At 62.9% G+C, this 25,505-nt stretch carries 19 protein-coding genes and 1 tRNA gene; all 20 read right to left on the reverse strand.

Annotation, left to right across the window (positions count from 1 at the left end; all coding sequences use genetic code 11):
- Positions 1-7: 7 nt before the first annotated feature.
- Positions 8-1,264, reverse strand: coding sequence for an XrtB/PEP-CTERM-associated polysaccharide biosynthesis outer membrane protein EpsL (epsL, locus tag KO538_RS17870; RefSeq protein ID WP_219329191.1), 1,257 nt, complete (start codon positions 1,262-1,264; stop codon positions 8-10).
- A gap of 40 nt (positions 1,265-1,304) precedes the next feature.
- A complete protein-coding gene (locus KO538_RS17875; protein WP_219329192.1) occupies positions 1,305-1,967 on the reverse strand; it encodes a CAAX prenyl protease-related protein in 663 nt (220 codons plus the stop codon).
- 178 nt (positions 1,968-2,145) lie between these two features.
- Positions 2,146-4,038: an ATP-binding cassette domain-containing protein gene (locus KO538_RS17880; protein ID WP_219329193.1), complete on the reverse strand. Its 1,893-nt coding sequence runs from the start codon at positions 4,036-4,038 to the stop codon at positions 2,146-2,148.
- Between the two features lie 172 nt (positions 4,039-4,210).
- Positions 4,211-4,285: transfer RNA gene (locus KO538_RS17885), tRNA-Arg, on the reverse strand.
- Positions 4,286-4,360: 75 nt separating this feature from the next.
- On the reverse strand, positions 4,361-5,413 hold the full coding sequence (locus KO538_RS17890) for a hypothetical protein (RefSeq protein WP_219329194.1): 1,053 nt from the start codon (positions 5,411-5,413) through the stop codon (positions 4,361-4,363).
- 8 nt (positions 5,414-5,421) lie between these two features.
- Positions 5,422-6,894: an MBOAT family O-acyltransferase gene (locus KO538_RS17895; RefSeq protein ID WP_219329195.1), complete on the reverse strand. Its 1,473-nt coding sequence runs from the start codon at positions 6,892-6,894 to the stop codon at positions 5,422-5,424.
- A 245-nt stretch (positions 6,895-7,139) separates the two neighbouring features.
- Positions 7,140-7,895 carry a PEP_CTERM-anchored TLD domain-containing protein gene (locus KO538_RS17900; RefSeq protein ID WP_219329196.1) on the reverse strand — a complete coding sequence of 252 codons (756 nt, stop codon included), beginning with the start codon at positions 7,893-7,895 and terminating at the stop codon, positions 7,140-7,142.
- A 103-nt stretch (positions 7,896-7,998) separates the two neighbouring features.
- On the reverse strand, positions 7,999-8,397 hold the full coding sequence (locus KO538_RS17905; protein ID WP_219329279.1) for a RidA family protein: 399 nt from the start codon (positions 8,395-8,397) through the stop codon (positions 7,999-8,001).
- Between the two features lie 35 nt (positions 8,398-8,432).
- Positions 8,433-9,584 (reverse strand): acyl-CoA dehydrogenase family protein, encoded by a 1,152-nt coding sequence (locus tag KO538_RS17910; RefSeq protein ID WP_219329197.1) that lies wholly within the window; start codon positions 9,582-9,584, stop codon positions 8,433-8,435.
- Between the two features lies 1 nt (position 9,585).
- Positions 9,586-10,440, reverse strand: a complete 855-nt coding sequence (locus KO538_RS17915) for an enoyl-CoA hydratase family protein (protein ID WP_219329198.1) — start codon at positions 10,438-10,440, stop codon at positions 9,586-9,588.
- A 2-nt stretch (positions 10,441-10,442) separates the two neighbouring features.
- Positions 10,443-10,955, reverse strand: a complete 513-nt coding sequence (locus tag KO538_RS17920; RefSeq protein ID WP_034751704.1) for a MarR family winged helix-turn-helix transcriptional regulator — start codon at positions 10,953-10,955, stop codon at positions 10,443-10,445.
- Between the two features lie 13 nt (positions 10,956-10,968).
- On the reverse strand, positions 10,969-11,769 hold the full coding sequence (locus KO538_RS17925; RefSeq protein WP_219329199.1) for an SDR family NAD(P)-dependent oxidoreductase: 801 nt from the start codon (positions 11,767-11,769) through the stop codon (positions 10,969-10,971).
- A gap of 1 nt (position 11,770) precedes the next feature.
- Complete coding sequence (locus KO538_RS17930; RefSeq protein ID WP_219329200.1) at positions 11,771-14,146, reverse strand: bifunctional salicylyl-CoA 5-hydroxylase/oxidoreductase; 2,376 nt, start codon at positions 14,144-14,146, stop codon at positions 11,771-11,773.
- Positions 14,143-15,762, reverse strand: a complete 1,620-nt coding sequence (locus tag KO538_RS17935) for an AMP-binding protein (RefSeq protein ID WP_219329201.1) — start codon at positions 15,760-15,762, stop codon at positions 14,143-14,145. Before KO538_RS17935 ends, KO538_RS17930 begins: the two co-directional genes overlap by 4 nt.
- A gap of 93 nt (positions 15,763-15,855) precedes the next feature.
- A complete protein-coding gene (locus KO538_RS17940) occupies positions 15,856-16,566 on the reverse strand; it encodes a response regulator (RefSeq protein WP_219329202.1) in 711 nt (236 codons plus the stop codon).
- Between the two features lie 86 nt (positions 16,567-16,652).
- Entirely contained in the window at positions 16,653-20,834 is a 4,182-nt protein-coding gene (locus KO538_RS17945; protein ID WP_219329203.1) for a two-component regulator propeller domain-containing protein, read from the reverse strand.
- 101 nt (positions 20,835-20,935) lie between these two features.
- The gene (locus KO538_RS17950) at positions 20,936-22,105 is read right to left on the reverse strand and encodes a patatin-like phospholipase family protein (RefSeq protein WP_034751717.1); all 1,170 of its coding nucleotides are present in this window, start codon (positions 22,103-22,105) and stop codon (positions 20,936-20,938) included.
- 206 nt (positions 22,106-22,311) lie between these two features.
- Positions 22,312-24,087: a gamma-glutamyltransferase gene (gene ggt / locus KO538_RS17955; protein ID WP_219329204.1), complete on the reverse strand. Its 1,776-nt coding sequence runs from the start codon at positions 24,085-24,087 to the stop codon at positions 22,312-22,314.
- 72 nt (positions 24,088-24,159) lie between these two features.
- Complete coding sequence (locus tag KO538_RS17960) at positions 24,160-24,918, reverse strand: 3-hydroxyacyl-CoA dehydrogenase (RefSeq protein WP_099378940.1); 759 nt, start codon at positions 24,916-24,918, stop codon at positions 24,160-24,162.
- Positions 24,919-25,067: 149 nt separating this feature from the next.
- Positions 25,068-25,490 carry a hypothetical protein gene (locus tag KO538_RS17965; protein ID WP_219329205.1) on the reverse strand — a complete coding sequence of 141 codons (423 nt, stop codon included), beginning with the start codon at positions 25,488-25,490 and terminating at the stop codon, positions 25,068-25,070.
- Positions 25,491-25,505 lie beyond the last annotated feature (15 nt).

A 25,505-nucleotide genomic window follows, 5' to 3' on the forward strand; every position in this document is an offset into this window, starting at 1 on the left:
ATGCTCTTTAAAACTGGGCGCTGGCATTAAACGAAATGCCTTTGGCATGATAACTGCCAGTGTTGATCACAGGCGCTCCGCTACGTGCATCGCGGAAGGCATTAATACCAAGCTGAATATTCTGCTTCGGTGAATACGTCACACCTAGCGATGCCGTGCGCGTCGTATCACTGACATCGCCGGGCAAAGTCAGGCCGCTGGCGGCAGAAAAATCGCGCTTTTCACGCCGCACCTGCGCATCCACGCGCACCTTGGCTGAAACATCCCAGGCGGCGGCCAGACTGGCTCCATTGTTCAAACTGCTGGAAATCAGGGAATTTTCCACTGCAGCAAACTCATGCCACAGGCTGCCCGTGAAACGAACCTTGCCCAGCGGTGCCCAGTAGACGATCAGCCTACCATTGGCGCCGCTCGAATCGCGGCCGGAAAATACCTCATTTTTACGCTTCACCCAGCCACCCAACAGTTGAATCTGGGTAACTCCGCTAAAGCGCCAGTAGATATTAGCCTTGATTTCATCCTGCTCGTATCCGTGCTCGATGTTGGAAAAGATCGGATCGGAGCGATTCGGATAACTCCCTTTCAGATGGCGCAACTGCAGGCCGATCCGGCTATCGCTGGGTGCCAGGTAATCAACGCCCAGTTCAGTCGCATCTTCGCGTCGGTTGGCGTAGCGCTGCGCGACGGCATCATAGGAATAGCGCTCGCGCGTGAAGCCAGCACGCACCCGCCAGCTGGGATGAAAACGCCAGGCACCGTTAGCATACTCGCGCTGCACCACGCGCAAATTGCGGTCCGTGGTGCGCAAGTCATTAAACGGCGTCAGGGTCTGCGCATAGCTCACACCCACATGTCCTTCCAGATGATTCGCGATATGCCATTCCAGATCGGCGAGGTAATCCTTGCCGCTGTAGTTCAGCTGATCGAAGTGATCGAATGACACGCGCGACCACTTCACCTGCCCGGTGAGTAATTGCCGTCCGATCGGGCGATTGAATAGTAGGCCCACTTGCAATTGCCGCGAAGTATCCGAACGAGAGCCATCAAAACCCGGCGAATTATCGGGCAAGCGGAAAAGATTATCGTCATAGGAATACGACGTGGCGATAAATGGCGCGATGGTATCGCTAATTGCCGCCACCGCCGGCAAGCTAAACGCGGTACTACCAAGCAGCAGCACGGCAGCAGGCAACCGTGCCAAGCGCGGGTGCGGCAAGGCGCAAGTACCTGACAGGCGATATTTCTTACGCAAGGTATTCAACATGGGTATTGTCTTTGAAAGAGCAAACAGTTAGTTGGTAATATTACCAGTAAGTCCAGTGTCCACCGGAAACAATCCAGAGGCCCAGCACGCCATTCGTCACGCCATGGGCGAGGATGGGCGACCATAGCGTTTGGCTGCGCATGTACAGCAAGCTATAGGCGGCGCCCGCAACGATACCGGCCAGCCACAAATTGTGTTCGAAGCCAAACAGTACCACGGTGATAACAAAGGCCTTCGCACTCGCCAGGCGCGGGTTGAACCGCAGAAAGTCAGGGGCATCGATCCAGCGCAACAGGAAGGAGCGCCAGAACAGCTCTTCCATCACGGGCACCACGAGCGCCGCGCCGGCGATGCGCAGCACCACCAGCGTCCACTCGATGCGGCCGTCATTGCGGGGGTCGAAGCCGTCGGCGCTGCCGATCATCATCCAGCCTGCGTTCAGGTTGATCCACAGCAGAAAAACAACAATGCCGGTCGCCAGCGCCACGGCGAGCGCGCGCGCACCCAATGGCACCCAGGCCAGTTCCGTATAGCTGCGGCGCCAGTACAACAACATGCCCAGCACGACGCCGATCTTGACGGCGTACAGCCAGCGCAAATCGTGCGCGGCATAGCCCGCCCGGCCCAGCATGTCGGCGATAAAGATAAAGGAGAGGTAGGCCAGGAACGGCGCTACGCGGGGCAAGGCAGCGCGGTCAAACATGCTGATGCGCACCGGAGGTGGAACCACGCGCCGGACGCAGTGGTCCGGAGCGCGTGTTTTCGATAACAAACATGCATCCTCCGATGTAAAAAATATAATTATATAATTATATCAAGCGGAACCGTTGCCGTGGCAAGTAATCCTAACTTAAATTACAACAGAGGATGCAAGAAACCAATCAGGCATTGCTGCGCGCTTCGATCTGCTCCCACTTTTCCAACGCTTCCAGCAGTTCACCTTCGATCTCGGCCACGCGCGCGTTCAGGCGCTTGCCTTCGGCCGGCGTCTTTTTGTAGAAGTCCGGATGCGACAGTTCGGCGGCCAGCACCGATTGCTCGTCTTCCAGCCTGGCGATCAGTTTCGGCAACTCTTCCAGCTCGCGCTGTTCCTTGTAGCTGAGCTTTTTCTGCTTGGCGGCCGGTGCGGCTGCCTCGACCTTCACGGCCGGCTTGCTGGCGGGCGCCGTGGCGATCGGCAAGGTGCGCACGCGCTCCCAATCCGTGTAGCCGCCGACGAATTCGCGCCATTTGCCCTCGCCTTCGGCGACGATCACTTGCGTGACCACGTTGTCGAGGAAGGTACGGTCATGGCTGACGAGGAAGACGGTGCCGGTGTATTCTTCCAGCAACTCTTCCAGCAATTCCAGGGTATCGATATCCAAGTCATTGGTCGGCTCATCGAGCACCAGCACGTTGGCCGGCTTGGCGAACAGACGGGCCAGCAGCAAGCGGTTGCGCTCGCCACCAGACAGCGACTTGACGGGCGAGCGGGCACGTTCCGGCGCGAACAGGAAGTCGTTCAGATACGTCATCACGTGGCGGCGCTGGCCATTGATCTCGACCCAGTCGCTGCCTGGCGCGATGGTTTCCATCAGGTTCGCCTCTTCGTTCAGCTGCGTGCGCATCTGGTCGAAATACGCGACCTGCAGCTTGGTGCCCAGGCGGATGGTGCCCGTGTCCGACTCTTCCTGGCCCAGGATCATCTTCAGCAAGGTGGTCTTGCCGGCACCGTTGGCGCCGATCAGGCCGACCTTGTCGCCACGCAGGATGGTGGCGCTGAAATCCTTGACGATGACCTTGTCGCCATAGATCTTCGAGACGTTTTCCAGGTCCGCCACGATCTTGCCCGAGCGTTCGCCGGCCGATACGTCCAGTTTCACTTGCCCCTGCTGTTCGCGGCGCGCATTGCGCGTCAGGCGCAGCGCTTCCAGGCGGCGCACGCGGCCTTCGTCGCGCACGCGGCGGGCCTTGACGCCCTTGCGTATCCACACTTCTTCCTGCGCCAGGAACTTGTCGAACTTGGCGTTTTCCACTTCCTCGATTTCCAGCTGCTCCGCCTTGCGGGTCTGGTAAGCCGTGAAGTTGCCCGGATACGACAGCAAACGGCCGCGGTCGAGTTCGATGATGCGCGTGGCGACGTTGTCGAGGAAGGAGCGGTCATGGGTAATGAACAGCACGCTGCCCTTGAAGTCGCGCAACAAGCCTTCCAGCCACAGGATGGAGCTGAAGTCCAGATGGTTGGTCGGCTCATCGAGCAGCAGCACGTCGGGCGCCGACACCAGCGCACGCGCCAGGGCCACGCGCTTTTGCATCCCACCGGACAGGGTTTTCATCAGCATGTCGCCCGTCAGGTTCAAACGGTCGAGCACGGTTTCCACCTTGTTCGGCAAGCTCCACGCATCGGCCGCATCGAGTTTGACCTGGATGTCGTGCATGCGTTCCATCAGTTCGTCGTCATTGCCCTGGCCAAACTGACCGGTCAGCGCATCGTACTCCTTCAGCCACGCCTGCGATTCGCCCATGCCGGAAGCGACGGCGTCGAACACGGACATCTCCGGGTCGAATTGCGGCTCCTGCTCCACATACGCGATCTTGATGCCTTGCTGCATCACCAACAAACCGTCATCGAGCTTGAACTTGCCCGAAATAACCTTCAACAGCGACGATTTACCCGTGCCGTTGCGGCCGATCAAGCCGACCCGCTCCGAGGTTTCCAGTGAAAATTCCGCGTGATCGAGCAGCGCGACGTGACCGAACGCAAGTTGCGCCGATGAAAGAGAAATGACAGCCATAATGAGTAAGAGTGCTCGGGCGCCGTCTCGCGCACACCGCGTGGTGTGCAAAACAGCCGCCGATTGGATGAATGAAGCACGCATTGTACCGATAACTCGGACTTCAATCGCCATCGACCAGTAACTACCGCCTGGAATATCACAGGCTGCCGACGCGCGTTGCGTGGAAACGTGGTGTCGCCAGCAGGAATCGAACCTGCATTTAAGTCTTAGGAGGACCTTGTACTATCCATTGTACGATGGCGACACGCGCAGCGGCATTATACAGGCTAGTCCCACCTATTAATAGTCCGGCAAGCCGACATGTGCAAGGCAGGGATCCTCAATTCCTGGCCGTCGGGCCTGCCGGCAGCGATGACGAAGCCGTATTTAATAGCGGCAATATCTGTTGTGCCGCCAGGCCATGTGCCACCTTGTTCCAGTGCCCATCCATGGGCAGGAAATCCATGCGTTCGCGCCGCAACGCCCAATGCTGCGCGAACACAGGCTGCATGTCGACCACCGCAAAACCATGCTTCCTGACACGATCCATGAAAAATTCGCGGTCATCGCCATGCCATAGGGGTTTGGCCGAGCCAGAACCGTACAGCGTGTTACGGTCGCCGTCGACCAGGAAGATAAACCGCGTTGCCGCGCCACCACCCACTTGGCGCAGTTGCGTCAGGTAATACTCCAACACCTCTCCGCGCGCGGCGGACGCATCAGCCACTGCCGCACCGCCTGACCGGCCGCTCCGCATCTTGGACATGATCCAATCGGACAATTTCAAGTTGTAATACACATACCGCGCCAATGCAGAATACGATACCAGGCGCTTGATCTTCGATTCGGTATACGGATTATGTACCACCGCCACGCCCTGCCCGCTCACCACAAAATTACTGTGTCCGCGCGGCGCTGGCGCCAGCATATCGCTCAAGTCACCGGAATCGACGAACAACACCACATTGCGCGGATGCAGACGTGGTTGATAGTAGCGGACCATTTCCAGGGCATCGGCAAGGCCGTTGCCGGAACTGGCAGCGGCATAGACGCTGCCACCCAATACTTTGTCGAGTCTGCCTTGCACGGTATCGGGATAATTCAGCATCAGGCTTTCAATAAAGCTGTCGCCGACGACCATCACGGCAGCGCCATCCTGAAAGTCGGCCGAATTGTTATACCCCTGCTGGCTGGTCGCGCCGCGCCTGGCATTCGCCATGGCCCAGCCGTGAGAATATACATAGTGCTGGCGCGGCAGGTAACGATTAAAAGGTACCGCAGAACTGGTATTTTCCATGCGCAAGCCAGACACAACCGGCATGCATTGCAAGAAAATTTCCAGTGCCAGCGCCGTGGCCGCGACACCGAGGCCGATTGCGAATATGGAGCGCATAGGATGAGTTAGAAATTAAAGTACAAGAATTCGGAAACGCCGCGCGTTTCACTGATCGCCAGCAATAACAAGCACAGCATCAACATAGCACCAAGCAAGATATCGCCACGGCCGCCGCTCAGTCGCACCTCCTGCTCGCGCCGCAAACCGCGTCCCAGCAATTGATAGGCATTCGGCAAGAAAAAGGTAATTGCAGCGCAAGCACCCAGCCACCACAAACAGTTCCCCAGTTCCATGATGCGGTTAACACCCAGCGCACCTTCGCGCATCTGCGGCGTTAGCGTGCCGCCAACCATGCCGCGCAACACATCGAATGCTACGCCCACTGAACTGGCGCGAAAGAAAACCCAGGCCAGCACGACCGCCAAAAAAGTACCCGCGCAACCGCCGAGACGAATCAACAGGTTGCTACGCCCCCCCAGAAGATGTCGCAGAGCATGATTGATGATCAGATAAACGCCATGCAGGGTGCCCCATACCAAGAAAGTCCAGTTGGCACCATGCCACAGGCCACCCAGCAACATGGTCAACAGCAGGTTGCGGTAACGCTGGAAAGCGCCCTGGCGGTTGCCGCCAAGGGGAATATACAGATAATCGCGCAAAAAATTAGACAAGGTAATATGCCAGCGACGCCAGAAATCGATGATGGAAGCGGCCTTGTAGGGCGAATTGAAGTTGATGGGCAAAATGATGCCAAACATATATGAGAGGCCGTATGCCATGTCGGAATAGGCAGAAAAATCAAAGTACAGCTGGAAGGTATAGGCCAATGCGCCAGCCCAGGCTTCCAGCATGCTCAGATGTTGGTGATGCAGATCGAATACAGGGCTCACATACCGTGCCACGCCATCGGCCAGGATCACCTTCTTGAACAGGCCGATGGTAAAGAACGACAAGCCCACAATCAACCTGCCGCGGCTGAAGACATGCGACTCGGGCGCTACGAATTGCGGCATCATCTCCTTGTGATGCAGGATAGGACCGGCAATCAGGTGTGGAAAATAGGTAACAAAGAGACCGTAGCTTTCAGGCTGGTAGTCTTTCACCTTGCCTGCGTGACAATCGACGAGATAGGCGATTTGCGTGAAAGTAAAAAATGAAATGCCAATTGGCAGCGTGATGCCGATCGGCTCGATCGGCGCGCCCGTCAGCGCTGCGATATTGCTGAGCAAGAAGTCAAAATACTTGAAAAAGAGGAGCAGGGACAAGTTGAAGACGAGACCGGATATCAGCCATGCCTTGGCACTCTGCGCCTGGCCCTGCTCCTGGCGCTGCGAAATGCCACGGCCGATCGCGAAATTGCTGCAGACAGACAATGCCAGCAAAGGCAGAAATGTGATATCCCAGTAGCAGTAGAAAGCAATCGAGGCAAATAGCAGGAAGACGATTGACAGGCGCAATGAATATTTTGACAAAACAAAATAGCCGAGCAACGCCAATGGCAGAAACACCAGAAAAAAAGGAAATGAGTTAAATAACACAGCGCTATCCCAAAAGAGGAAGGTGACTCATGCAAAAATTTCAATCACAAAATAATATAATTATAGCAATTTTATTGTATCAACGGGGGGGATTTGTCGCTAAAACGGACCTCATCAGACAGGCAACGCGCATCAATGCCATGTCGTCGCCTGTAGCGTGGCAACGGTCTGGCCCGGCGTTTCACCGCACCAGGCAGGCGCATGGATGCCGCCCGTCAGCCACCATAGCGGACGTCTTTGCAGACTCAAGCCAAGTGGCTGTCCAAGTGGCGTTTGCGTGCCTGGATGCCGCCAATCAGCGCCAGACCAAGCACCATCAGGGCATAGTTTGCTGGCTCGGGCACGGCGCTGATGGAAAATACCTGGATCGCGCCAAAGGTCACATTCGGATGGGAGGAATAAGGTTTGCCGTCAAGTAAGCTGATACCGAAGACGCCCTGATCCGGATCAATATACGAATACCGGTAAGAGACGCCTTTTGTCGTCAGATCGGAAGAAACGCCAAGATCAGCACCGATGCCAAACGTGGGACCAGCGTTGATATCGTTAAGAGTCTGATAGGCACCGATGGAATCCAGAGCATAGCTCTTCGGCGTCTGGATATGACGCTGTCCAGTACTCAGATTGAAGATGAAAGCAGTTCGCTGACTATCTTCCGGAGTCATGTTATATGTGCCAGATGAATTCCAGCTTTGAGGATTGTAACCGCCGACCAGCCAGGTCTGCCCGGACTCATTGCGCGCTTCCATCACGGAGAACGTGCGCCCTTTTCCATCGGAGGCTTTGTGAAAATCCAACGAAGTATCACCGACGGACTTGGTATAGATTGCCTTGAGCGATAATGGCCCTTCGCCGAGCCAAGATGCCAATTGCGCCTGACTCGCACTATCAAGTAGTGATTGCGCAAAAACAGCGGGCGCATGACCGAGGCACATGAGCAGGCCAGCACAGCACAGCACCGGACGGGCTTTTTCGATGTTACTCTTGATTATTTTTCGCATCGCACATCCTTGATTGGAGCCAGAAATTTTCGGCATTCCAATATAGCATGAGAGATGCATTTAATGCATCCATTAAGTGTAACTATATTATCATATTTGACATTTAACAAGATGGTGGCAACACCGCCGTGACCTCGATCTCAACTCTCGCTCTGTCCTCGATCAGTCCCGCCACCTGTACCGCCGTCATGGCCGGGAAATGCTTGCCGATGATTTCCCTGTAGGCAACGCCAATTTGTGGATATGCCGCCACATATTCCTTCTTGTCCAGCACATACCAGTTCATGCGCACGATGTGTTCGGGCAAGGCGCCCGCCTCGGCCAGCACGGCGACGATATTTTGCAAGGCCTGGCGCACCTGCCCCGCAAAATCGTCCGTATGAAATTGCCCCTGCGCATCCCAGCCTATCATGCCGCTGACGTACACCGTGCGCCCGCTGGCGGCGATGCCGTTCGCATAGCCGCGCGGCCTGGCCCAGCCCGCTGGTTGTAACACTTGCATATTGTTTTCCTCGTTGTTCATGCGGTTCATGCTGCTCATGCGTTCCCCGCCTCGCGCAGCAGTTCGCGCGCGATGATCAATTGCTGTACTTCGCTGGCGCCCTCGTAGATGCGCAAGGCGCGAATTTCGCGGTACAGGCGCTCGACCGGATGCCCGCTGACGACGCCCATGCCGCCAAACAGTTGCACGGCCGCATCGATCACCTGCTGCGCCGTTTCCGTGGCCGTCAGCTTGGCCATGGCCGCTTCCTTCGTCACCTTGCGGCCCTGGTCGCGCTGCCAGGCGGCGCGGTAGGTGAGCAGCGCGGCCGCATCGATGCCGGTGGCCATCTGCGCCAATTTTGCCTGCGTCAGCTGGAAGTCCGCCAGGGTCTGGCCGAACATCTGGCGCGCCGTCGCGTGGCGCAGCGCTTCGTCGAACGCCCGCCGTGCAAAGCCCAGCGCCGCGGCGGCCACCGACGTGCGGAACACGTCGAGTGTCGCCATGGCCACCTTGAAACCCTGCCCCGCTTCGCCCAGACGCTGCGACACGGGCACGCGACAATTGGCAAAACGCAGGCGCGCCAGCGGATGCGGGGCGATGACGGCGATGCGTTCGGCGATTTCCAGACCGGGATTGTCGGCGTCGACGATGAAGGCGCTGATGCCGCGCGCACCGGGCGCCTCGCCCGTGCGCGCAAACACCACGTAAAAGTCGGCGATGCCGCCGTTCGAGATCCACGTCTTTTCGCCGTCGAGCACGTAGTCGTCGCCATCGCGGCGCGCCGCGCACGCCATGGCCGCCACGTCGGACCCGGCCTGCGGCTCGGACAGGGCAAAGGCGGCGATGCGCTTGCCGCTGGCCACGTCCGGCAGATAGCGCGCCTTGTTGTTCAAGCTGCCGAACAGGCCGATGGCGCCCGAACCGAGTCCCTGCATGGCAAAGGCGAAATCGGCCAGGCCGTCGTGGCGCGCCAGGGTTTCGCGGATCAGGCAAATGGCACGCGTATCGATCTTGCCATCGGCGCTTGTGGCATGCGCGAGCCAGCCTCCCTGCCCCAGTTGCGCCACCAGCGCGCGGCAAGCCGCATCGACATCGGCATCATGGGCGTCGTCCAGGTGCTGCGTCGCCCACGCATCGAGCTCGGACTCAAGCTTTGCATGATGCGCCTCGAAAAATGGCCAGTCCAGATAGCTCATGTCACGCATGTCAGTTACCCTCGAATTGTGGTTTTTCCTTCGCCACGAAAGCGTGATAGGCGCGGTGGAAATCGTTGGTGGCCATGCAAATGGCCTGCGCCTGCGCTTCCGCCTCAATCGCTTCATCGACGCCCATGTTCCACTCCTGCTGCAGCATTTTTTTCGTCATGCCGTGCGCAAACGTGGGACCGCTGGCCAGGCCGGCGGCGAACAGCTGCGCCGCCTCCGCCAATTCTTCCGGTTCGACGAGGCGGTTGAGCCAGCCCCAGCGCTCGGCCTCGGCGCCGGCCAGGGAACGTCCCGTGTACAGCAGCTCGGCGGCGCGGCCCTGGCCAATCACGCGCGGCAGCAAGGCACAGGCGCCCATGTCGCAGCCGGCCAGGCCCACGCGGGTAAACAAAAATGCCGTCTTGCTGCGCGCCGTGCCGATGCGGATATCGGAAGCCAGCGCCAGCATGGCACCGGCGCCCGCGCATATGCCGTCGATGGCGGCGATGATGGGCTGCGGACAGGCGCGCATGGCTTTCACCACGTCGCCCGTCATGCGGGTAAACGCCAGCAGGCCAGGCATGTCGAGCTTCGTCAGCGGGCCGATGATGTCGTGCACGTCGCCGCCCGAACAGAAATTGCCGCCGCTGCCCGTGATGATGACGGCCTTGACGTCGTCCGCATGCGCGAGCGCGCGAAACAGCTCGCGCAATTCCGCATACGAGTCAAAAGTGAGCGGATTCTTGCGCTCAGGGCGGTGCAGGGTCAGTGTGGCAACGCCTGCGTCGACGGCAAACAGAAAATGCCGCGCGGCGTAATGGGTCAGGCTGGCACGGTTGCCTGGCAGGTCTTGCGGCTGGCCGGGGAGGTGGCGCATGGTCAGTCCTTTATTGAGGTGTCATTCAGTTGCTGCTTCATGTGCGACAGCAGGTCGATCAACTGGGTTTTGTCGTCGGGCGTCACGCCGTGCAGCAGTTCCGCGATCCAGCCTTCGTGCACGCGCGCCATCTCGTCGAAGGCGCGCCGGCCCGCTGGCGTCAGCTTGACGCTGTACGAACGACGGTCCTTCGGATCGACCACGCGTACCACCAGCTTTTCCTGCTCCAGCTGGTCGGTGATGCCCGTGATATTGCCGCCCGTGACCATCATGCGCTTGGACAGTTCGCCCATGCGCAAACCATCGGGAAAGCGCTCGAGCTGCGCCATCAAGTCGAAGCGGGGCAAGGTGATGCCGAAGGTGGCGCGCAAGCGCGTGCGCACCTCATTTTCAATCTTCACCGTGCACGAGAGCATGCGCAGCCACAATTTCAGCGACTGGTGGTGGTCCTGCGTCAGCCGGCTGGCCAGGTCCAGCACGGGTTCGTCGTGCAAATTTTCGGGTTCTTTATCCATGGTCTTCATTCAGTTACATGACTTCGCCGCCGGCGACGGCGATCGATTGTCCATTCATGGCGGACGACGCGGGCAGGCATAGCCACGCCACCGCATCGGCCACTTCCTGCGGCTGCACCAGCCGCTGCTGCGGATTGCCAGCCGCCAGTTCCGCGCGCGCCGCGTCTTCGCCGCGCCCCGTCTTGCGCACGATGTTTTGCACGGCCTGCGCCACCATGTCCGTTTCCGTGTAGCCGGGGCAGACGGCGTTGACGGTGAGGCCGCGCGGCGCCACTTCCAGCGCCAGCGCACGCGTCAGGCCGATCACGCCATGCTTGGCGGCGACATAGGCGCTGACATAGCGATAACCCTTCAAACCCGCCGTCGACGCCACGTTGACAATGCGCCCCCAGCCCGCTTCCAGCATGGCCGGCATGGCGGCATGGCAGCAGTGGTACACGCCCGTCAGGTTCACGGCCAGCATCTGCTGCCAGATGGCGGCATCCGTCTTGCCGAATGGCGCCGCATGCGCTTGGCCCGCGTTATTGACCAGGATATCGACGCGGCCGAAATGCGCGGCCGCCTGCGCAAACCCTGCCTGCACGGACGTTTCCACGGCCACGTCGAGCACGCAGATGGCGACCCTGCCCACGTGGCCCGCCTCTTCCAGCTGCATGCGCGCGCGCGCCAGCCGCGCGCCGTCGCGCCCGGCCAGGGTGACCCTGGCGCCCATATCCAGCAAGGCGCCCGCGCAAGCGAGGCCAATGCCACTGCCGGCGCCCGTCACCAGCGCGTGCTTGTTGGCCAATGCACCGTCCAGTCGTTCCTTGCTCATGTCATCCTTCCAGCAGCCGCGCGGCCACCTGTTGCGGGGTGAGGCCCGTGTTGGCGGCGGCCAGCTGGCGCTCGCGCTGCAGATTGCGTTCCAGCTGCTGCTGGCCCGGACGGTACTGTTTCGGCCACGCGGCACCGGTGCCGCTGTAGCCGATGCGCGCCATTTCCGTCAAGGTCCAGGCGGGGTTGGCCAGGTGCGGCCGGCCCACGGCGCACAGGTCGGCGCGCCCGGCGGCGATGATGCTGTTGGCGTGGTCGGCTTCGAAGATCGAGCCGACAGCCATGCTGGCGATGCCCGCCTCGTTGCGCACGCGGTCGGCGAACGGCGCCTGGAACATGCGTCCGTACACGGGCTGTTCGAGTTTACTCACCTGGCCCGAGGAACAGTCGATCAGGTCGGCGCCGGCCTGCTTGAACAGGCGCGCGATGCGCACCGCATCATCGGGCGTGATGCCGCCTTCGACCCAGTCGTGGGCCGAGATGCGCACGCTCATCGGCTTGTCCTGCGGCCAGGCCGCGCGCATGGCGCGGAATACGCGCAGCGGATAGCGGCAGCGGTTTTCCAGGCTGCCGCCATATTCGTCGCTGCGGCGGTTGGTCAGCGGCGAGATAAAACTCGACAGCAGGTAACCGTGCGCACAATGCAGTTCCAGCCAGTCGAATCCGGCGACGGCCGCCGCCAGGGTGGCGCGCACGAAGTCCTGTTCGATGCGCGCCAGGTCGCTTTCCGTGGCCGCGCGCGCCGTTTGCGACACGCCGGCCAGGTACTGCTGTTCCGAGGCCGAGATCAAAGGCCAGTTGCCCTCGCTGAGCGGCAGGTCGATGCCGTCCCACATGGGCCGCGTCGAGCCTTTCGCGCCCGCGTGGCCCAGTTGCAGGGCGATCTTCGCATCGCTGTTCGCATGCACGAAATCGACGATGCGGCGCCACGCCTGCGTGTGCGCTTCGCTGTACATGCCGGGACAGGCGGGCGTGATGCGCGCATCGGCCGACACGCATGTCATCTCGGCAAACACGAGTCCCGCGCCGCCCATGGCGCGCGCGCCCAAATGCATCAAATGATAGTCGCCTGCCACGCCATCGACGGCGCTGTACTGCGCCATGGGCGAGACGGCGATCCGGTTTTTCAGCAGCACGCCGCGCAGGCGGAACGGTGTAAGCATGGGCGGCAAGGCTTCGTCCCCCATCTCCACGCCGGCCTGCTCGCCCGCGCGCCGCGCCAGCCACTGTTCATAATCGGCCACATACGCAGGGTCGCGCAGGCGCAGGTTTTCATGCGAAATGCGCTGGCTGCGCGTGAGCATGGAATAGGCGAACTGCGGCGCTTCCATGGCGCTGTAGCGCTCGACGTTTTCAAACCACTCCATGGAATTGCGCGCCGCGCTCTGGATTTTCAGCACCTCGATGGCGCGCAGCTGCTGGTATTCGGCCAGCGCGGCAGCGGTACCGTCATGCTGGCCGAAGCAGCGCGCCAGCTCGATCGCGTCTTCCAGCGCCAGCTTGGTGCCGGAGCCGATCGAATAATGGGCCGTATGGGCAGCGTCGCCCATCAGCACGACGGGCACGCCATCCTCGTGATGCACCCATTGCCGGCAGACGATGCGGGGGAAGGTGATCCACTGCGCCGAACCGCGCAAGTGCGGCGAATTGCTCAGCAAACCGTGCCCGTCGAGTTCCTCGGCGAACAGCGCTTCGCAAAAGGCGATGCCTGCTTCCTGGCTCATGCTGTCCAAGCCCGCGGCGCGCCACACGTGTTCGGGCGTCTCGACGATGAAGGTGGAAGTGTCGCCATCGTATTGATAGATATGCGCCTGGAACCAGCCGTGCGGCGTCTGGCGGAAGGCAAACGTGAACGCCTCGAATTTCTTGCGCGTGCCCAGCCAGATAAAGCGGCAATGGCGCTGGTCGATCTCGGGCTGGTAGCTGGCCGCATAGCGCGTGCGGATGCGGCTGTTCAAGCCATCGCTGGCGATCACCAGGTCGGCGCCGTACTGCTTCGCGATGGCCTGATCGTCCTGCACTTCCGTCTCGAACACCAGCTGTACGCCAAGCTCCTCGCAGCGCGCCTGCAGGATGTTGAGCAGGCGCTTGCGGCCGATGCCGCAAAAGCCATGGCCGCCCGAGCGCACGGTCTCGCCCTTGAAGTGGATTTCGATATCGTCCCAGTGGTTGAACGCTTGCAGGATGGCGCGCGCCGTCGGCTCGTCCGCGTTGGCCAGGTTGCCCAGGGTCTGGTCGGAAAACACGACGCCCCAGCCAAACGTGTCGTACGGGCGGTTGCGCTCGATGACGGTGATGCGGTGACCGGGGTTCTGCTTTTTCATGAGCAGGCTGAAATACAGGCCGGCGGGGCCGCCGCCGATGCAGACAATATTCATGGGGTGTCCGTGCGAAGTTTGAAGCGCTGCAGCTTGCCCGTTTCCGTGCGCGGCAGCGAAGGCAGGAAGCGGATGGCGCGCGGATATTTATAGGGAGCGATCTGCTGGCGCACGAAGTCCTGCAGTTCGGCCGCCAGCGCATCGCTGGCCTGGCTGCCGTCTTTCAGCACCACGTGCGCCTCGACGATCTGGCCACGCTCGGCATCGGCGCGCCCGACCACGCCGCATTCGGCCACGGCAGGGTGGCGCAGCAGCGCCTCTTCCACTTCCGGGCCGGCGATGTTGTAGCCGGCCGAGACGATCATGTCGTCGCTGCGCGAGCGGTAATAAAAATAGCCGTCGGCATCCATCTCGAAGGTGTCGCCCGTCAGGTTCCAGCCATTCTGCACGTAATCGCGCTGGCGCGGGTCGGACAGATAGCGGCAACCGGTGGGGCCTTTTACGGCCAGGCGGCCTGTCACGCCGGGCGGCTGCGGTACGCCCGCATCGTCGACGATGCATGCCTGGTAGCCGGGAATGGCCTTGCCGATGGCGCCGCGGCGGATGCCCTCGCCCGTGGCGGAAATGAAGATGTGCAGCATTTCGGTGGCGCCGATGCCGTCCGTCATGGCCAGCCCGGTGGCCGCCTGCCAGGCGTCGCGCGTGGCCAGCGGCAGCGCTTCGCCGGCCGACACGGACAAGCGCAGGCTGCGCAGGTCGTGGCTGGCTGCCAGGGGTGCCATCTGACGGTAAAAGGTGGGCGCCGTGAAGCAGATCGTGGCTTGATAGGCGCCGATGGCGCGCAGCAGGCCGTCGGGCGTGAGTTTTTCCAGCAGCACGGTGGCCGCGCCAAAGCGCAGCGGGAACAGCAGCAAGCCACCGAGGCCGAAGGTGAACGCCAGCGGCGGCGTGCCGATGAAGATATCGCCGGCGCGCACCTGCAGCATGGAGCGGGGAAAACAGTCGCAGATGGCCAGCAGGTCGCGGTGCATGTGCATGGTGCCTTTGGGGACGCCCGTCGTGCCCGAGGTAAAGCTGATCAGACAGACGTCGTCAGCCGCCGTGTCGCATGCGGAAAATGGCGCAGCGTGGGCCGCCATGCGCCGTTCCAGTTCCGCGTCGGCGGCGCCAAAGCACAGCATGGGCGGCAAGCCGGGCACGCCATCGAGTTCCGCGCGCAAGCTCTGCGCGCACAGCACGGCATTCACTTCAGCTTTGGACAGGATGATGGACAGTTCGCGTGCGCGCAGCAGCGGCATGGTGGGCACGGCGATGCAGCCGGCTTTCAGCACGGCGAGCAGGCAGGCGGCCATCATGGGCGTATTCGCGCCGCGCAGCAGCACGCGGTTGCCGGGGATCAGGCGTAAATCGCTGCGCAGCACGTGGGCGATGCGGTCGACTTGCCGCGCCAGCTCGGCGTAGCTCCAGCGCTGGCCGTCGGCAAGGATGGCGGTACGCTCGCCGCCGCCGTTGGCCACGGCCGCATCAAGCAGCGCGGCGACGCAATTGAGGCGCGCCGGATACTGGAGCTCGGGCAAATCAAGGCACAGCTGCGGCCAGAGTGCGCGCGGCGGCAAATGCGTGCGCGCAAAGTCGTCCTGGGGAGATGCTGTGGTAGGCGAAGGGTCGCTGCTCATGCTCATCCTGGCGGGTAGCGGGCGCGTGCACAAGGCCCGGAAGCAGATACTTTAAACCTAAAGTATTTTTCCGGCAAGCGAAAAACAGCAGATTCAGTCGTCTCTGTCCTGTTGCTGCAGCAAACGCGCCTGCTGTGCCACGCTGCGCGCCAGCGCGGCCAGGGCCGTTTGCATCTGGCCGCCGTCAAGCACCGCCGATTGCAGCAGCGCGCTCATACCGGCTTCCGCGCCATGCAGTCCCAAGGTGCGGCAACCGAGGTGCAGCCGTTCCAGCTGCTGGCGCGCCTGGGCCGGTTCGCCGCGTGCCAGCAAGGCGTCGACCTGTTCGCTGGCGGCGCCGATCTGTCCCTGAAAGCCCGTCAAGTAGGCCAGCAGGCGTTCGCCGTCGATACCCAGCCGCTGCAAGGTATCGCGCGGCGCCTCGGCCGGCAAGGCGGAAACGTCGAAGCAGGCGTCGATATGCTGGCGCACCTGCTCCGGCTGGAAGGGTTTCACGATGTAGCCGGCGGCGCCGGCCTGCACGGCGTCGCGCACCGTGTCCTGGTCATTGGCCGACGAGACGAGCACCAGCGGCATGGCGTCAAGCGCGCTGTCGGAGCGGATTTTCTGCAGCAGCTCCATGCCGGACAGGCGCGGCATGCGCAAGTCGCAAAAGCACAGCGAGGGACGCAAGCCGCCTTCAAGCTGCTCCCACGCCGCCGCGCCATCTTCGGCTTCCACAATATCGTGCACGCCGCAGCTGTCGATCAAATGCATCAATACCATGCGCGACACGACATCATCGTCAACCACCAGTACTTTCATTGCTTTCTCCATTGGCGGCAGCGTCAAGGTGCCTGGCCGTATTCTACCCAGTTTCGCCGCGCGCCCGATGGCCGGCATTGCCTATTTTACATTTCTTGACCCGAAACGGCTATTTGCGCCAACAGTGCGCGCAATTGCGGCAAATGCAGGGCCACCTGCGTCCAGCGCCCGCCATCCGCCGCCTCTTCCATTTCCGTGCACAGCATGTGCAGCTGCGTTTCATCGAGATAGGCGGCGCTGCCCTTCAAGCCGTGCAGCAGGCGCCCGGCGTTATCGCGGTCCTGCGCCGCCAGGGCGGCGTCGAGTTCGCGCAAGCGCCCTTCCAGGTCGGCGACGAAGGCGACACGGATGCGCCGTTGCAGCTCGCCGCTGCGGATGGACTGGGAAGGCGCCGGAACAGGAACTGCCGGCGCGATGCCGAACAGGGCATCGAGTTCGGCCTGCCCCCGCGCGGCGCCGCGCGGCGCGTTCGACGGCATGCGCGGCAGCATGAAACCGCGCTGCAGCTGGCGCTCGATGGCGCGCGCCAGCAAGCCATGCAGCGCCGCCTCGTCCACCGGCTTGCTGAGGAAATCATCCATGCCGACGCCCAGATAGCGGCTGCGGTCTTCTTCGCTGGCGTTCGCCGTCAGGGCCACGATCATCAGCTCCTGGTCGCGCACGGGCTGGTCCGGCCAGCCGCCCACGCGGATCAAGCGCGTCGCCGTGGCGCCGTCCATCTCCGGCATGCGCCCGTCCATCAGGATCAGGTCATAGCGCGTATGCACGCAGGCCGCCACCGCCAGCACGCCGTTGGCGACCACGTCGACCCGGTGTCCCAGTTCCTCGAGCATCACGCGGATGATGATCTGGTTGGTGGGGAAGTCTTCCGCGCACAGCACGCGCAGCTGGTGGCTGTGCGGCGCCAGTGCCACCTGCGGCACCAGCGGCGGCGCCACGCCATCGGCCAGGGGCAAGGTGAAGGCAAACGTGCTGCCCTGCCCCGGCGTGCTGGCCACCTCGATCTCGCCATCCATCAGTTCGACCAGCTGGCGGCAGATGGCCAGACCCAGCCCCGTGCCGCCGTAGCGCCGCGTGGTGCTGGCGTCGGCCTGCTCGAACTTCTGGAACAGGCGCGCCATCGCATCCGCATCGATGCCGATGCCGCTGTCGCTGACGGTAAAGCGGATCAGGTTGACACGGCGCCCACCCCTGCCGCTGGCCACGCCGGCCCGCTCGACGCACACGCTGACGCCGCCGCGCTGGGTGAACTTGAAGGCATTGCCGACCAGGTTGACCAGCACCTGGCGCAAACGGGTCGGGTCGCCCACCACGAAAGGCGGCAGGTCGGGCGCGAAATCGATGGAGAAACCGATGCTGCGCGCGGCCGCCTGCTCTTCGAACAGGGTGACGACCGTCTCGATGGCCGCGCCGAGCGCGAAGTCGATGTTTTCGATACTCAGCTTGCCCGCCTCGATCTTCGAGAAATCGAGCAAGTCGTTGATGATCACCAGCAGCGACTGGGCATTGGCCTGGCCGCGCAGGATCTGCTCGCGCGTGGCGTCGTGCAGCTGCTCGTCGCGCAGGGCAAAGCCCAGCATGCCGATCACGCCGGCCAGCGGCGTGCGCATCTCGTGGCTCATGTTGGCCAAAAATTCCGATTTCTGGCGCGTCGCATCTTCGGCCTTGCGCTTGGCCTGGCGCAGGCTTTCCTCGTTTTTCGTCAGGCTGCTGTTGACCTGCGCCAGCTTTTCCGACTGGGCCAGCACTTCGATTTCCTTACTCTGCAACTCGGCCGTGCGTTCGCCGACCAGTTTTTCCAGTTCGTTCTGCTGGCGCCGCAGCGTGCGCACGCGCTGGCGGTAGGCGCCATACACGGCGCCCAGCAGCAGCGCCGCCATCAGGGTGCGGAACCACCAGGTTTTCCAGAACGGCGGCAAGATCGTGATGGCCAAAGTGGTGCCGCTCTCGTTCCACACGCCGTCCTTGTTGGCCGCCTTGACGCGAAACACATAGTTGCCCGCATCGAGGTTGGTGTAGGTGGCAAAGCGCCGCCCCGCATCGGTCATGACCCAGTCCTGGTCAAAGCCTTCGAGCCGGTAGGCGAACATATTGCGCTGGGGCGCGGCGAAATGCAGGGCCGCGAATTCCAGCGAAAAGACGCTTTCGCGGCTGGTCAGCACCAGCTCGCGCGTATGGTCGATGGCCGTCTTGAGCACATGCGCGAACTCGCCGCGGCCAATGCCCACCGGCTTGTTGAAGATCTGCAGTTCCGTGACGGCCACCAGCGGCGGCACGCGGTTGTCGTGGATATCCTGCGGCATGAACGCCGTCATGCCGTTGAAGCCGCCGAAATACATGGTGCCATCGGACGCGCGCAGGGCCGCGCCATCGAAGTACGAGCCTTCCACCGTGCCGTCGGCGCTGTCGTAGTTGCGAAACAGGCCGCTGCGCATGTCGAGCCGCGTGATGCCGCTATTCGTGCTCAGCCACAGCTGCTCGTTGTCGTCGCCGAGGATGCTGGCGACGGCATCGTCGGCCATGCCATCCTTGCGCAGGAAACGGCGGAAACGGATCTCGCCCTTGGCATCGATGTCCATGCGGTTCAGGCCATTGGCCGTGCCCACCCACAGCACGCCGCGCTTGTCCTCGTGCAGGAAATGCACTTCGTCGTGGCTCAGGCTCTGCGGATTTTGCGGGTCGTGGCGGAAATGGCGGAAGCGGCCGCTGGCGCGGTCCAGCAAGTCCAGGCCGTGGAAGGAACCTATCCACAGCCGCCCCTTGCCGTCTTCCAGCACGGGCCGCACCATATTGTCGGACAGGCTGTTCGGGTCGGCCGGGTCGTGGCGGTACGTGGTAAAACGCTTGCTGGCCGGGTCGAAGCGGTGCACGCCGCCCCGCGTCGAGACCCACAGCATGCCGCTGCGGTCGCTGACGATATTGCGGATGGTGTCGCTGTTCGGGTCGCCGGCGGCAAAGCGCATGGTGAAGAAACGCCCCAAGGACGGATCGAAGCGGTGCAAGCCCGTCGAGCCGCCCACCCACAGCACGCCGTCCGGCGCCTTGTACAGGGTCGTGACCTGCTCGTCGCGCGACATGCCGGGCGCGCTGCGCAGGTCGAACAGGCGCGAGCTGCCGTCGCGCGTGTCGTACAGTTTCAGGCCGCCCTTGGTGGCCAGCCACAGCTTTCCATTGCCCGCGTCGGCCACGGCGCGCACTTTCTTGTCCGCCAGCGCGCCCACGTCGCCGGGCGCGCGCGCCATGCGCGAAAAGCCGCCGCTGCCCAGGTCGACCCGGCTCACGCCGTTGTACCAGGAGCCGACCCAGAAGGTGCCGGCGCGGTCGCGGTACAGGGACGACAGCTGGTTGTCGGCCACGCTGAACTTGTCGCCCGTCTGGTGGCGGTATTGCAGGAAGGTGTCGCTTTCGGGCAGCCAGCGGAACAGGCCATCGGCATTGCTGCCCAGCCAGACGGTGGCGTCGACATCCTGGTACAGGCTGGCCACGCGGATGGCGGAGAAGCCATGTTTCTCGCCTAAGCGCACTCTCGATTGCGGCGGCTGGCCGGCGGCGCCCAGGCGCCAGCGCTCGGCACCGGCCATGGTGCCGATCCACAGGTTCTGCTGGCGGTCGATCAGCAGCGACTGGATCACGTTGTACTTCGAGCCGGGCGTCGCATCGACGGCGAAATGCTCGAAGCGCTCGCTGCCCGGCGCCAGCATGTCCAGGCCCGTCACCGTGCCTATCCACAGGCGCTGCTGCGCATCCAGCGCCAGCGCCTTGATTTCATTGTCGCCCAGGCTGTGCGGGTTGCCCTCTTCATGGTGCCAGGTGCGGAAGCGGCCCGTGGCGGGGTCGAAATGCTGCAAGCCGTCCGAGGTGGCGATCCAGAAGCCGCGCGCGCCATCGTCGAGAATGGCGTGGATATGCCGGTTGCCGTTGCCGCGCTTGCTCTTTTCGGCCGGGCCGTAATGGATGAAGGTCTGGCTGGCGGCGTCGAAGCGGTCCAGGCCATTGTCCGTGCCCACCCACAGCTGGCCCTGGCTATCGACGTGCAGCTCGCCGACCCAGTTATCGGCCAGGCTGGTCTTGTCGCCCTCGATATTCTTGTAGATGACCATGCGGTAGCCGTCGTAGCGGCTCAAGCCGGACTGGCTGCCGAACCACATATAGCCTTGCCGGTCCTGGGCGATGGCCAGCACCGATTCCTGCGCCAGGCCCTGGTCGACGCTGAGCTGGTCGAAACGCAGGGTGGGCGCAGGCGCCGCCACGGCCCATCCGCCCGCCATCAAAATTAACAGTAAGGCAACATCGCAAACACGTCGAAATACCCGCACAATCGTCCTGTCAAAAAAACGCGAAAAACCCGCACGCCGCTCCAAGGGCCGTCTCAAGAACCAAAAAACGCCAGTACATCGTCCTTGCGGGCTTGCGTATCGCGCTGTCCAAGACGGATCAGCTCGTTAGTATACGTCGATTCGAACAATAAATACGATGCCAGCGCCGCGCCCCGCGCTTCGGCCGCGCCGATGCCCGACAACATGGTGCGGATGGGACGCGGCAAACTGCCGATATGCCGGCTGGCAATGGCGTCGAGCCGTTCGGACGGCGCGATGACGAGCAATTCCACCGGCCGCAAGGCCGTCTTGCCCAGCAATTCGGGCGGCAGCATCGACAGGGTCAGGTTGATGCGGTTCAAACGTTCGATGTCGACGGCCAGGCCGTCGAGGAAGATCGACGAGAGCGCGTGGCCGGCGATCTGCGCCAGGCTCGGGTAGCGCGCCGCTTCGGACGCAGCGGGCGCCGGTTCCGTCATGCGCCCGGCCCCCACCACCAGCACCTTGTTCGCGCCCAGGTGAATCGCCGGCGAGATCGGCGCCAACTGGCGCATGGAACCGTCACCGCAGTATTCGCGCTGGCCGCCCACGTACAGGGGCACGGCAGGGAAGATGAAGGGGATGGCGGCCGATGCCAGCAAATGCTCCACGCCGATCTGGTCCGGCAGGGCCAGGCGCTGCGTGCGTACCCACGGCGCGATATCCTCGGCCGTCTGGTAAAACGTCATGTGGCGGCTGCCCGAATACGACGACGCCGTCACGGCCAGCGCATGCAGCAGGCCGTCGGCCAAGGCCGCGTCCAGGCGCGGCAGGTCGAGCATGCGGTGCAGCAGGCTGACCAGCGGGGTATTGTCGAGCAGGGAACTGGGCGGCGACGCATGCCACTGGCGCAGCAGCCAGCCGAACGACAGCAGAGACAGCCAGCGCGCGCCCGAGCGGATCACGCCCAGCGAATCGGCGCGGTACACTTGCTCAACTTCGATGTGCTGCCACACGTCGAGCAGCTTTTGCACGCCTTCGCCGAAGTTATCGGCACGGCAGGCCAGCGCCGTGGCGTTGATGGCGCCGGCCGAGGTGCCGCAGATGATGTCGAACGGATTGCGCGCCGGCGCCCAGCCCGCTTCCCACAGTATTGCGGAAATCGCCTGCAGCACGCCCACCTGGTAGGCGGCACGGGCGCCTCCTCCCGTGAGTATCAAGCCTGTTTTATTTTGCATTCCCATGCCGGCAGATTAGCAGGGTCTGGATGCTTTGTGGAAAAGTTTGGAAGGTAGACGCCAGTTCCTGCAGGTATATTGTTGGCAGCACGGCGCCGGACAAAATCGTAGCGAGCGGAAGGGAGAGGCGGCTAAGAAGCGCAACCGTACTCTAGTACGGTGAGCATCGCAGGCCGCCTATACCGACGCGCAGTAGGTTTGGTCCGGTGCCCCTAATCGCCCCTGACCATGCCTTCACGCCGTGGATCTGCCCCCCCAAACCAGAAATCCTTGCCATGCGCATTCAGGCGCATGATGCCCTGCAAGCCCGAGTTCTGCTCGATCACACGCACCTCGTGGCCCATCGCCTGCAGCGCCTCGACTTGGGCTGCCGGCGCGCGGCCCTTTTCCAGTTCCGTCGGGCCGTTGCGGCTGCCGAAGTTCGGCAGGCTGATCGCCTGTTGCACGTTCAAGCCCCAGTCCATGGTGCCGACCAGGACCTTGGCCACATAATTGATGATGGACGAGCCGCCGGGCGAACCCGTGGCCAGCACCAGCTTGTGCGTGCCCTTCTCGAACACGAGGGTGGGCGACATGGCGCTGCGCGGCCGCTTGCCCGCTTCGACCCGGTTGGCGATCGGGCCGTCCGCATCGCGCGAATCGAACGAGAAATCCGTCAGCTGGTTATTGAGCAAAAAGCCGTCGACCATCTGGCGCGAACCGAACGCGTCTTCCACGCTGGTGGTCATCGACAGGCCGCCGCCAAAAGCGTCGACGGCCACCAGGTGCGAGGTCGACGGGCGCTGCAAGGCGTTGTCCATGCCCCACGCCACCTGCATGCCGGGCGGCGTGCCAGGTTTGGCCTTGCCCATGGATTTTTCACCGATCAGCGCGGCGCGCTGGGCAAGGTAGGTTTTATCGAGCATCGAGGCGACGCCATTGCCCGGCAGCGGCACGAAGTCCGTGTCGGCCACGTAGCGGTTGCGGTCCGCGTAGGCCAGGCGCCCCGCTTCCGAGAACAGGTGGATCGCTTGCGTATCGAGCACGCCGTCGACGGGCGCATACGGACGGATGTCTTTGACCTCCAGGATGCCCAGCATCTGCGCGATGGCGATGCCGCCCGACGATGGCGGCGGCATGCCGCACACGGTCCAGGCCTTGTAATCGCTGCAGACGGGCTCGCGCACCTTGGCCTTGTAGCCGGCGATGTCGGTCGCCGTCAGCTTGCCCGGGTTGGTCGGGTGAGACGCCACCTTGGCGGCGATGTCGCGCGCGATGCGGCCGTTGTAAAAAGCGTCGGCGCCGCCGCGGGCGATCTCGCGCAAGGTGCGCGCCAGTTCGGGATTCTTCAGCACGTGGCCGACGGACCAGGCCTTGCCCTCTTTGTCATAGAAATACGCGGCGGCGACAGGGTCGCGCTTCAAGGCCTGGTCCCAGTTCAGCAAGCCGTTGAGGCGCTGGCTGACGGGAAAGCCGCCGTGCGCCAGCTTGATGGCGGGGCCGAACAGGGTCGCCCACGGCAGCTTGCCATGTTCCTTGTGCGCCAGTTCCAGCATGCGCAGCACGCCCGGCGCGCCCACGGAACGCCCGCCCACCACGCCCGTGGCGCGCGAGACGGGACTGCCGTCCGGATTCTGGAACAGGTGTTCATCGGCGGTGGCCGGCGCCGTTTCGCGCCCGTCGAACGCCTGCACGCCCTTGGCTGTGGAATACAGCAAAAAGGCGCCGCCGCCGATGCCCGACGATTGCGGCTCGACCAGGGTCAGCACCAGCTGCGTGGCGATGGCCGCGTCGATGGCGCTGCCGCCCTTTTTCAGCATCTGATAGCCCGCATCGGCAGCCAGCGGATTGGCGGCGGCGACCATGAATTTCTGCGCCGCCCAACCCGATTTTTCCGCATACGCGGTGGCGACTTCCGGCGCCTTTTGCGGCACCTCGGCAAATACGGGACTGGCAGCGAGTGCTCCCAGCAAGGTCAGGCTCAGCGCCAGCGGCTTCAATGTGATCATGCTTACTCCGGTAAAGATACCCGGGTATGCTACCTCAAATGCCGGCCACGGCGCTGCACCCTCGTCTAGGGCTTACTTCGGTTGCATGCGGATCGCGCCGTCCAGGCGGATCGTTTCGCCATTGAGCATGACGTTTTCCACGATGGCTTTCACCAGCTGCGCGTATTCGCCGGGCTTGCCCAGGCGCGATGGGAACGGCACCATCTTGCCCAGCGCATCCTGCACTTCGGCCGGCATGCCCAGCAGCATCGGCGTTTCGAAAATGCCGGGCGCCACCGTCATCACGCGGATGCCGTTGCGCGACAGGTCGCGCGCCATCGGCAGGGTCAGTCCCACCACGGCCGCCTTCGACGAGGCGTAAGCCGCCTGGCCGATCTGGCCATCGTAGGCCGCCACGGACGCCGTGTTGATGATGATGCCGCGCTCGCCTTCAACGGTGGCATCCTGCTTGGCCATGGCGTCGGCCGCCAGGCGGCACATATTGAAGGTGCCCACCAGGTTGATGTTGACGACTTTCTGGAACAGGGCCAGCGGATGCGGACCATCCTTGCCCACGGTTTTCACGGCCGGCGCCACACCGGCGCAGTTGACGAGGCCACGTAAAGTGCCCAGCTTGGTAGCGGCCGCCACCACGGCCAGGCCGTCTTCTTCCGACGTCACGTCGCACTGCACGAACACACCGTTCAATTCCGCGGCCAGCGCCTGGCCCGCCTCCGTCTGCACGTCGGCCAGCACGACCTTGCCGCCGGCCGCCGTCAGCATGCGCGCCGTGGCCGCGCCCAGTCCCGATGCGCCGCCCGTGATGATGAATACATTGTCTTGAATCTGCATGAAATCTCCTGAGTGATAAGCGCCGTGTTCCCGGCGCCTGATGGTTACATGGTGCCATAGTTACGTTTACGTAAACGTAATGTCGGCGACAATTGTAGCCATTTTTGAGCGCACCGCGCGAAAACTTGCAGGACCAGCCTATGGCAGGACTAAAAACACTGGATGAACGCCCCATTGCGGTGGCAGATGCGCCCGTTGGCGTCGAGCGTGGCATTGCCCGCGCCGTTGTAGCGCGCGCCGGCCGCATCGCGGCAACCGCCCGTGTCGCAGGCGCCGATCGGCTGCGGCGCACGGGGCATGGGCACGGCCGGGCTGGGCGGCAGGGGCGCCATGGGCACGACGGGAGGCGCGGGCTGCGCCGGCATGCGGCCGATCACTTGCGGCACGGAACGGCGCGGCTGCACGGGCGGCGCCGGGCGGCAAGGTTCGACGGCCAGCTTGCCGCTGTCGCGCGGATCGAGCTGACACACGGGCAAATCATCGGAAACGGCCTGCTCCTGGGCGCCTGCATGGCCGCCAACGAGCAGCAGGGCGCAGGCCAGCGCCGGTATGGTTTTGATCATCGTCTTCATGCCACCTCCCCATGC

The sequence above is a fragment of the Janthinobacterium sp. NKUCC08_JDC genome (genome assembly GCF_019345575.1).
GTDB classification, from domain to species: domain Bacteria; phylum Pseudomonadota; class Gammaproteobacteria; order Burkholderiales; family Burkholderiaceae_D; genus Janthinobacterium; species Janthinobacterium aestuarii.

Coding starts and splice junctions, on each gene's coding strand:
- ggt (WP_219329204.1), bottom strand. CDS start 24,087: ATGATCACATTGAAGCCGCTGGCGCTGAGCCTGACCTTGCTGGGAGCA.
- epsL (WP_219329191.1), bottom strand. CDS start 1,264: ATGTTGAATACCTTGCGTAAGAAATATCGCCTGTCAGGTACTTGCGCC.
- KO538_RS17920 (WP_034751704.1), bottom strand. CDS start 10,955: ATGGATAAAGAACCCGAAAATTTGCACGACGAACCCGTGCTGGACCTG.
- KO538_RS17935 (WP_219329201.1), bottom strand. CDS start 15,762: ATGAGCAGCGACCCTTCGCCTACCACAGCATCTCCCCAGGACGACTTT.
- KO538_RS17880 (WP_219329193.1), bottom strand. CDS start 4,038: ATGGCTGTCATTTCTCTTTCATCGGCGCAACTTGCGTTCGGTCACGTC.
- KO538_RS17925 (WP_219329199.1), bottom strand. CDS start 11,769: ATGAGCAAGGAACGACTGGACGGTGCATTGGCCAACAAGCACGCGCTG.
- KO538_RS17875 (WP_219329192.1), bottom strand. CDS start 1,967: ATGTTTGACCGCGCTGCCTTGCCCCGCGTAGCGCCGTTCCTGGCCTAC.
- KO538_RS17890 (WP_219329194.1), bottom strand. CDS start 5,413: ATGCGCTCCATATTCGCAATCGGCCTCGGTGTCGCGGCCACGGCGCTG.
- KO538_RS17940 (WP_219329202.1), bottom strand. CDS start 16,566: ATGAAAGTACTGGTGGTTGACGATGATGTCGTGTCGCGCATGGTATTG.
- KO538_RS17905 (WP_219329279.1), bottom strand. CDS start 8,397: ATGCAAGTGTTACAACCAGCGGGCTGGGCCAGGCCGCGCGGCTATGCG.
- KO538_RS17960 (WP_099378940.1), bottom strand. CDS start 24,918: ATGCAGATTCAAGACAATGTATTCATCATCACGGGCGGCGCATCGGGA.
- KO538_RS17930 (WP_219329200.1), bottom strand. CDS start 14,146: ATGAATATTGTCTGCATCGGCGGCGGCCCCGCCGGCCTGTATTTCAGC.
- KO538_RS17950 (WP_034751717.1), bottom strand. CDS start 22,105: ATGGGAATGCAAAATAAAACAGGCTTGATACTCACGGGAGGAGGCGCC.
- KO538_RS17965 (WP_219329205.1), bottom strand. CDS start 25,490: ATGAAGACGATGATCAAAACCATACCGGCGCTGGCCTGCGCCCTGCTG.
- KO538_RS17900 (WP_219329196.1), bottom strand. CDS start 7,895: ATGCGAAAAATAATCAAGAGTAACATCGAAAAAGCCCGTCCGGTGCTG.
- KO538_RS17915 (WP_219329198.1), bottom strand. CDS start 10,440: ATGCGCCACCTCCCCGGCCAGCCGCAAGACCTGCCAGGCAACCGTGCC.
- KO538_RS17945 (WP_219329203.1), bottom strand. CDS start 20,834: ATGGCGGGCGGATGGGCCGTGGCGGCGCCTGCGCCCACCCTGCGTTTC.
- KO538_RS17910 (WP_219329197.1), bottom strand. CDS start 9,584: ATGCGTGACATGAGCTATCTGGACTGGCCATTTTTCGAGGCGCATCAT.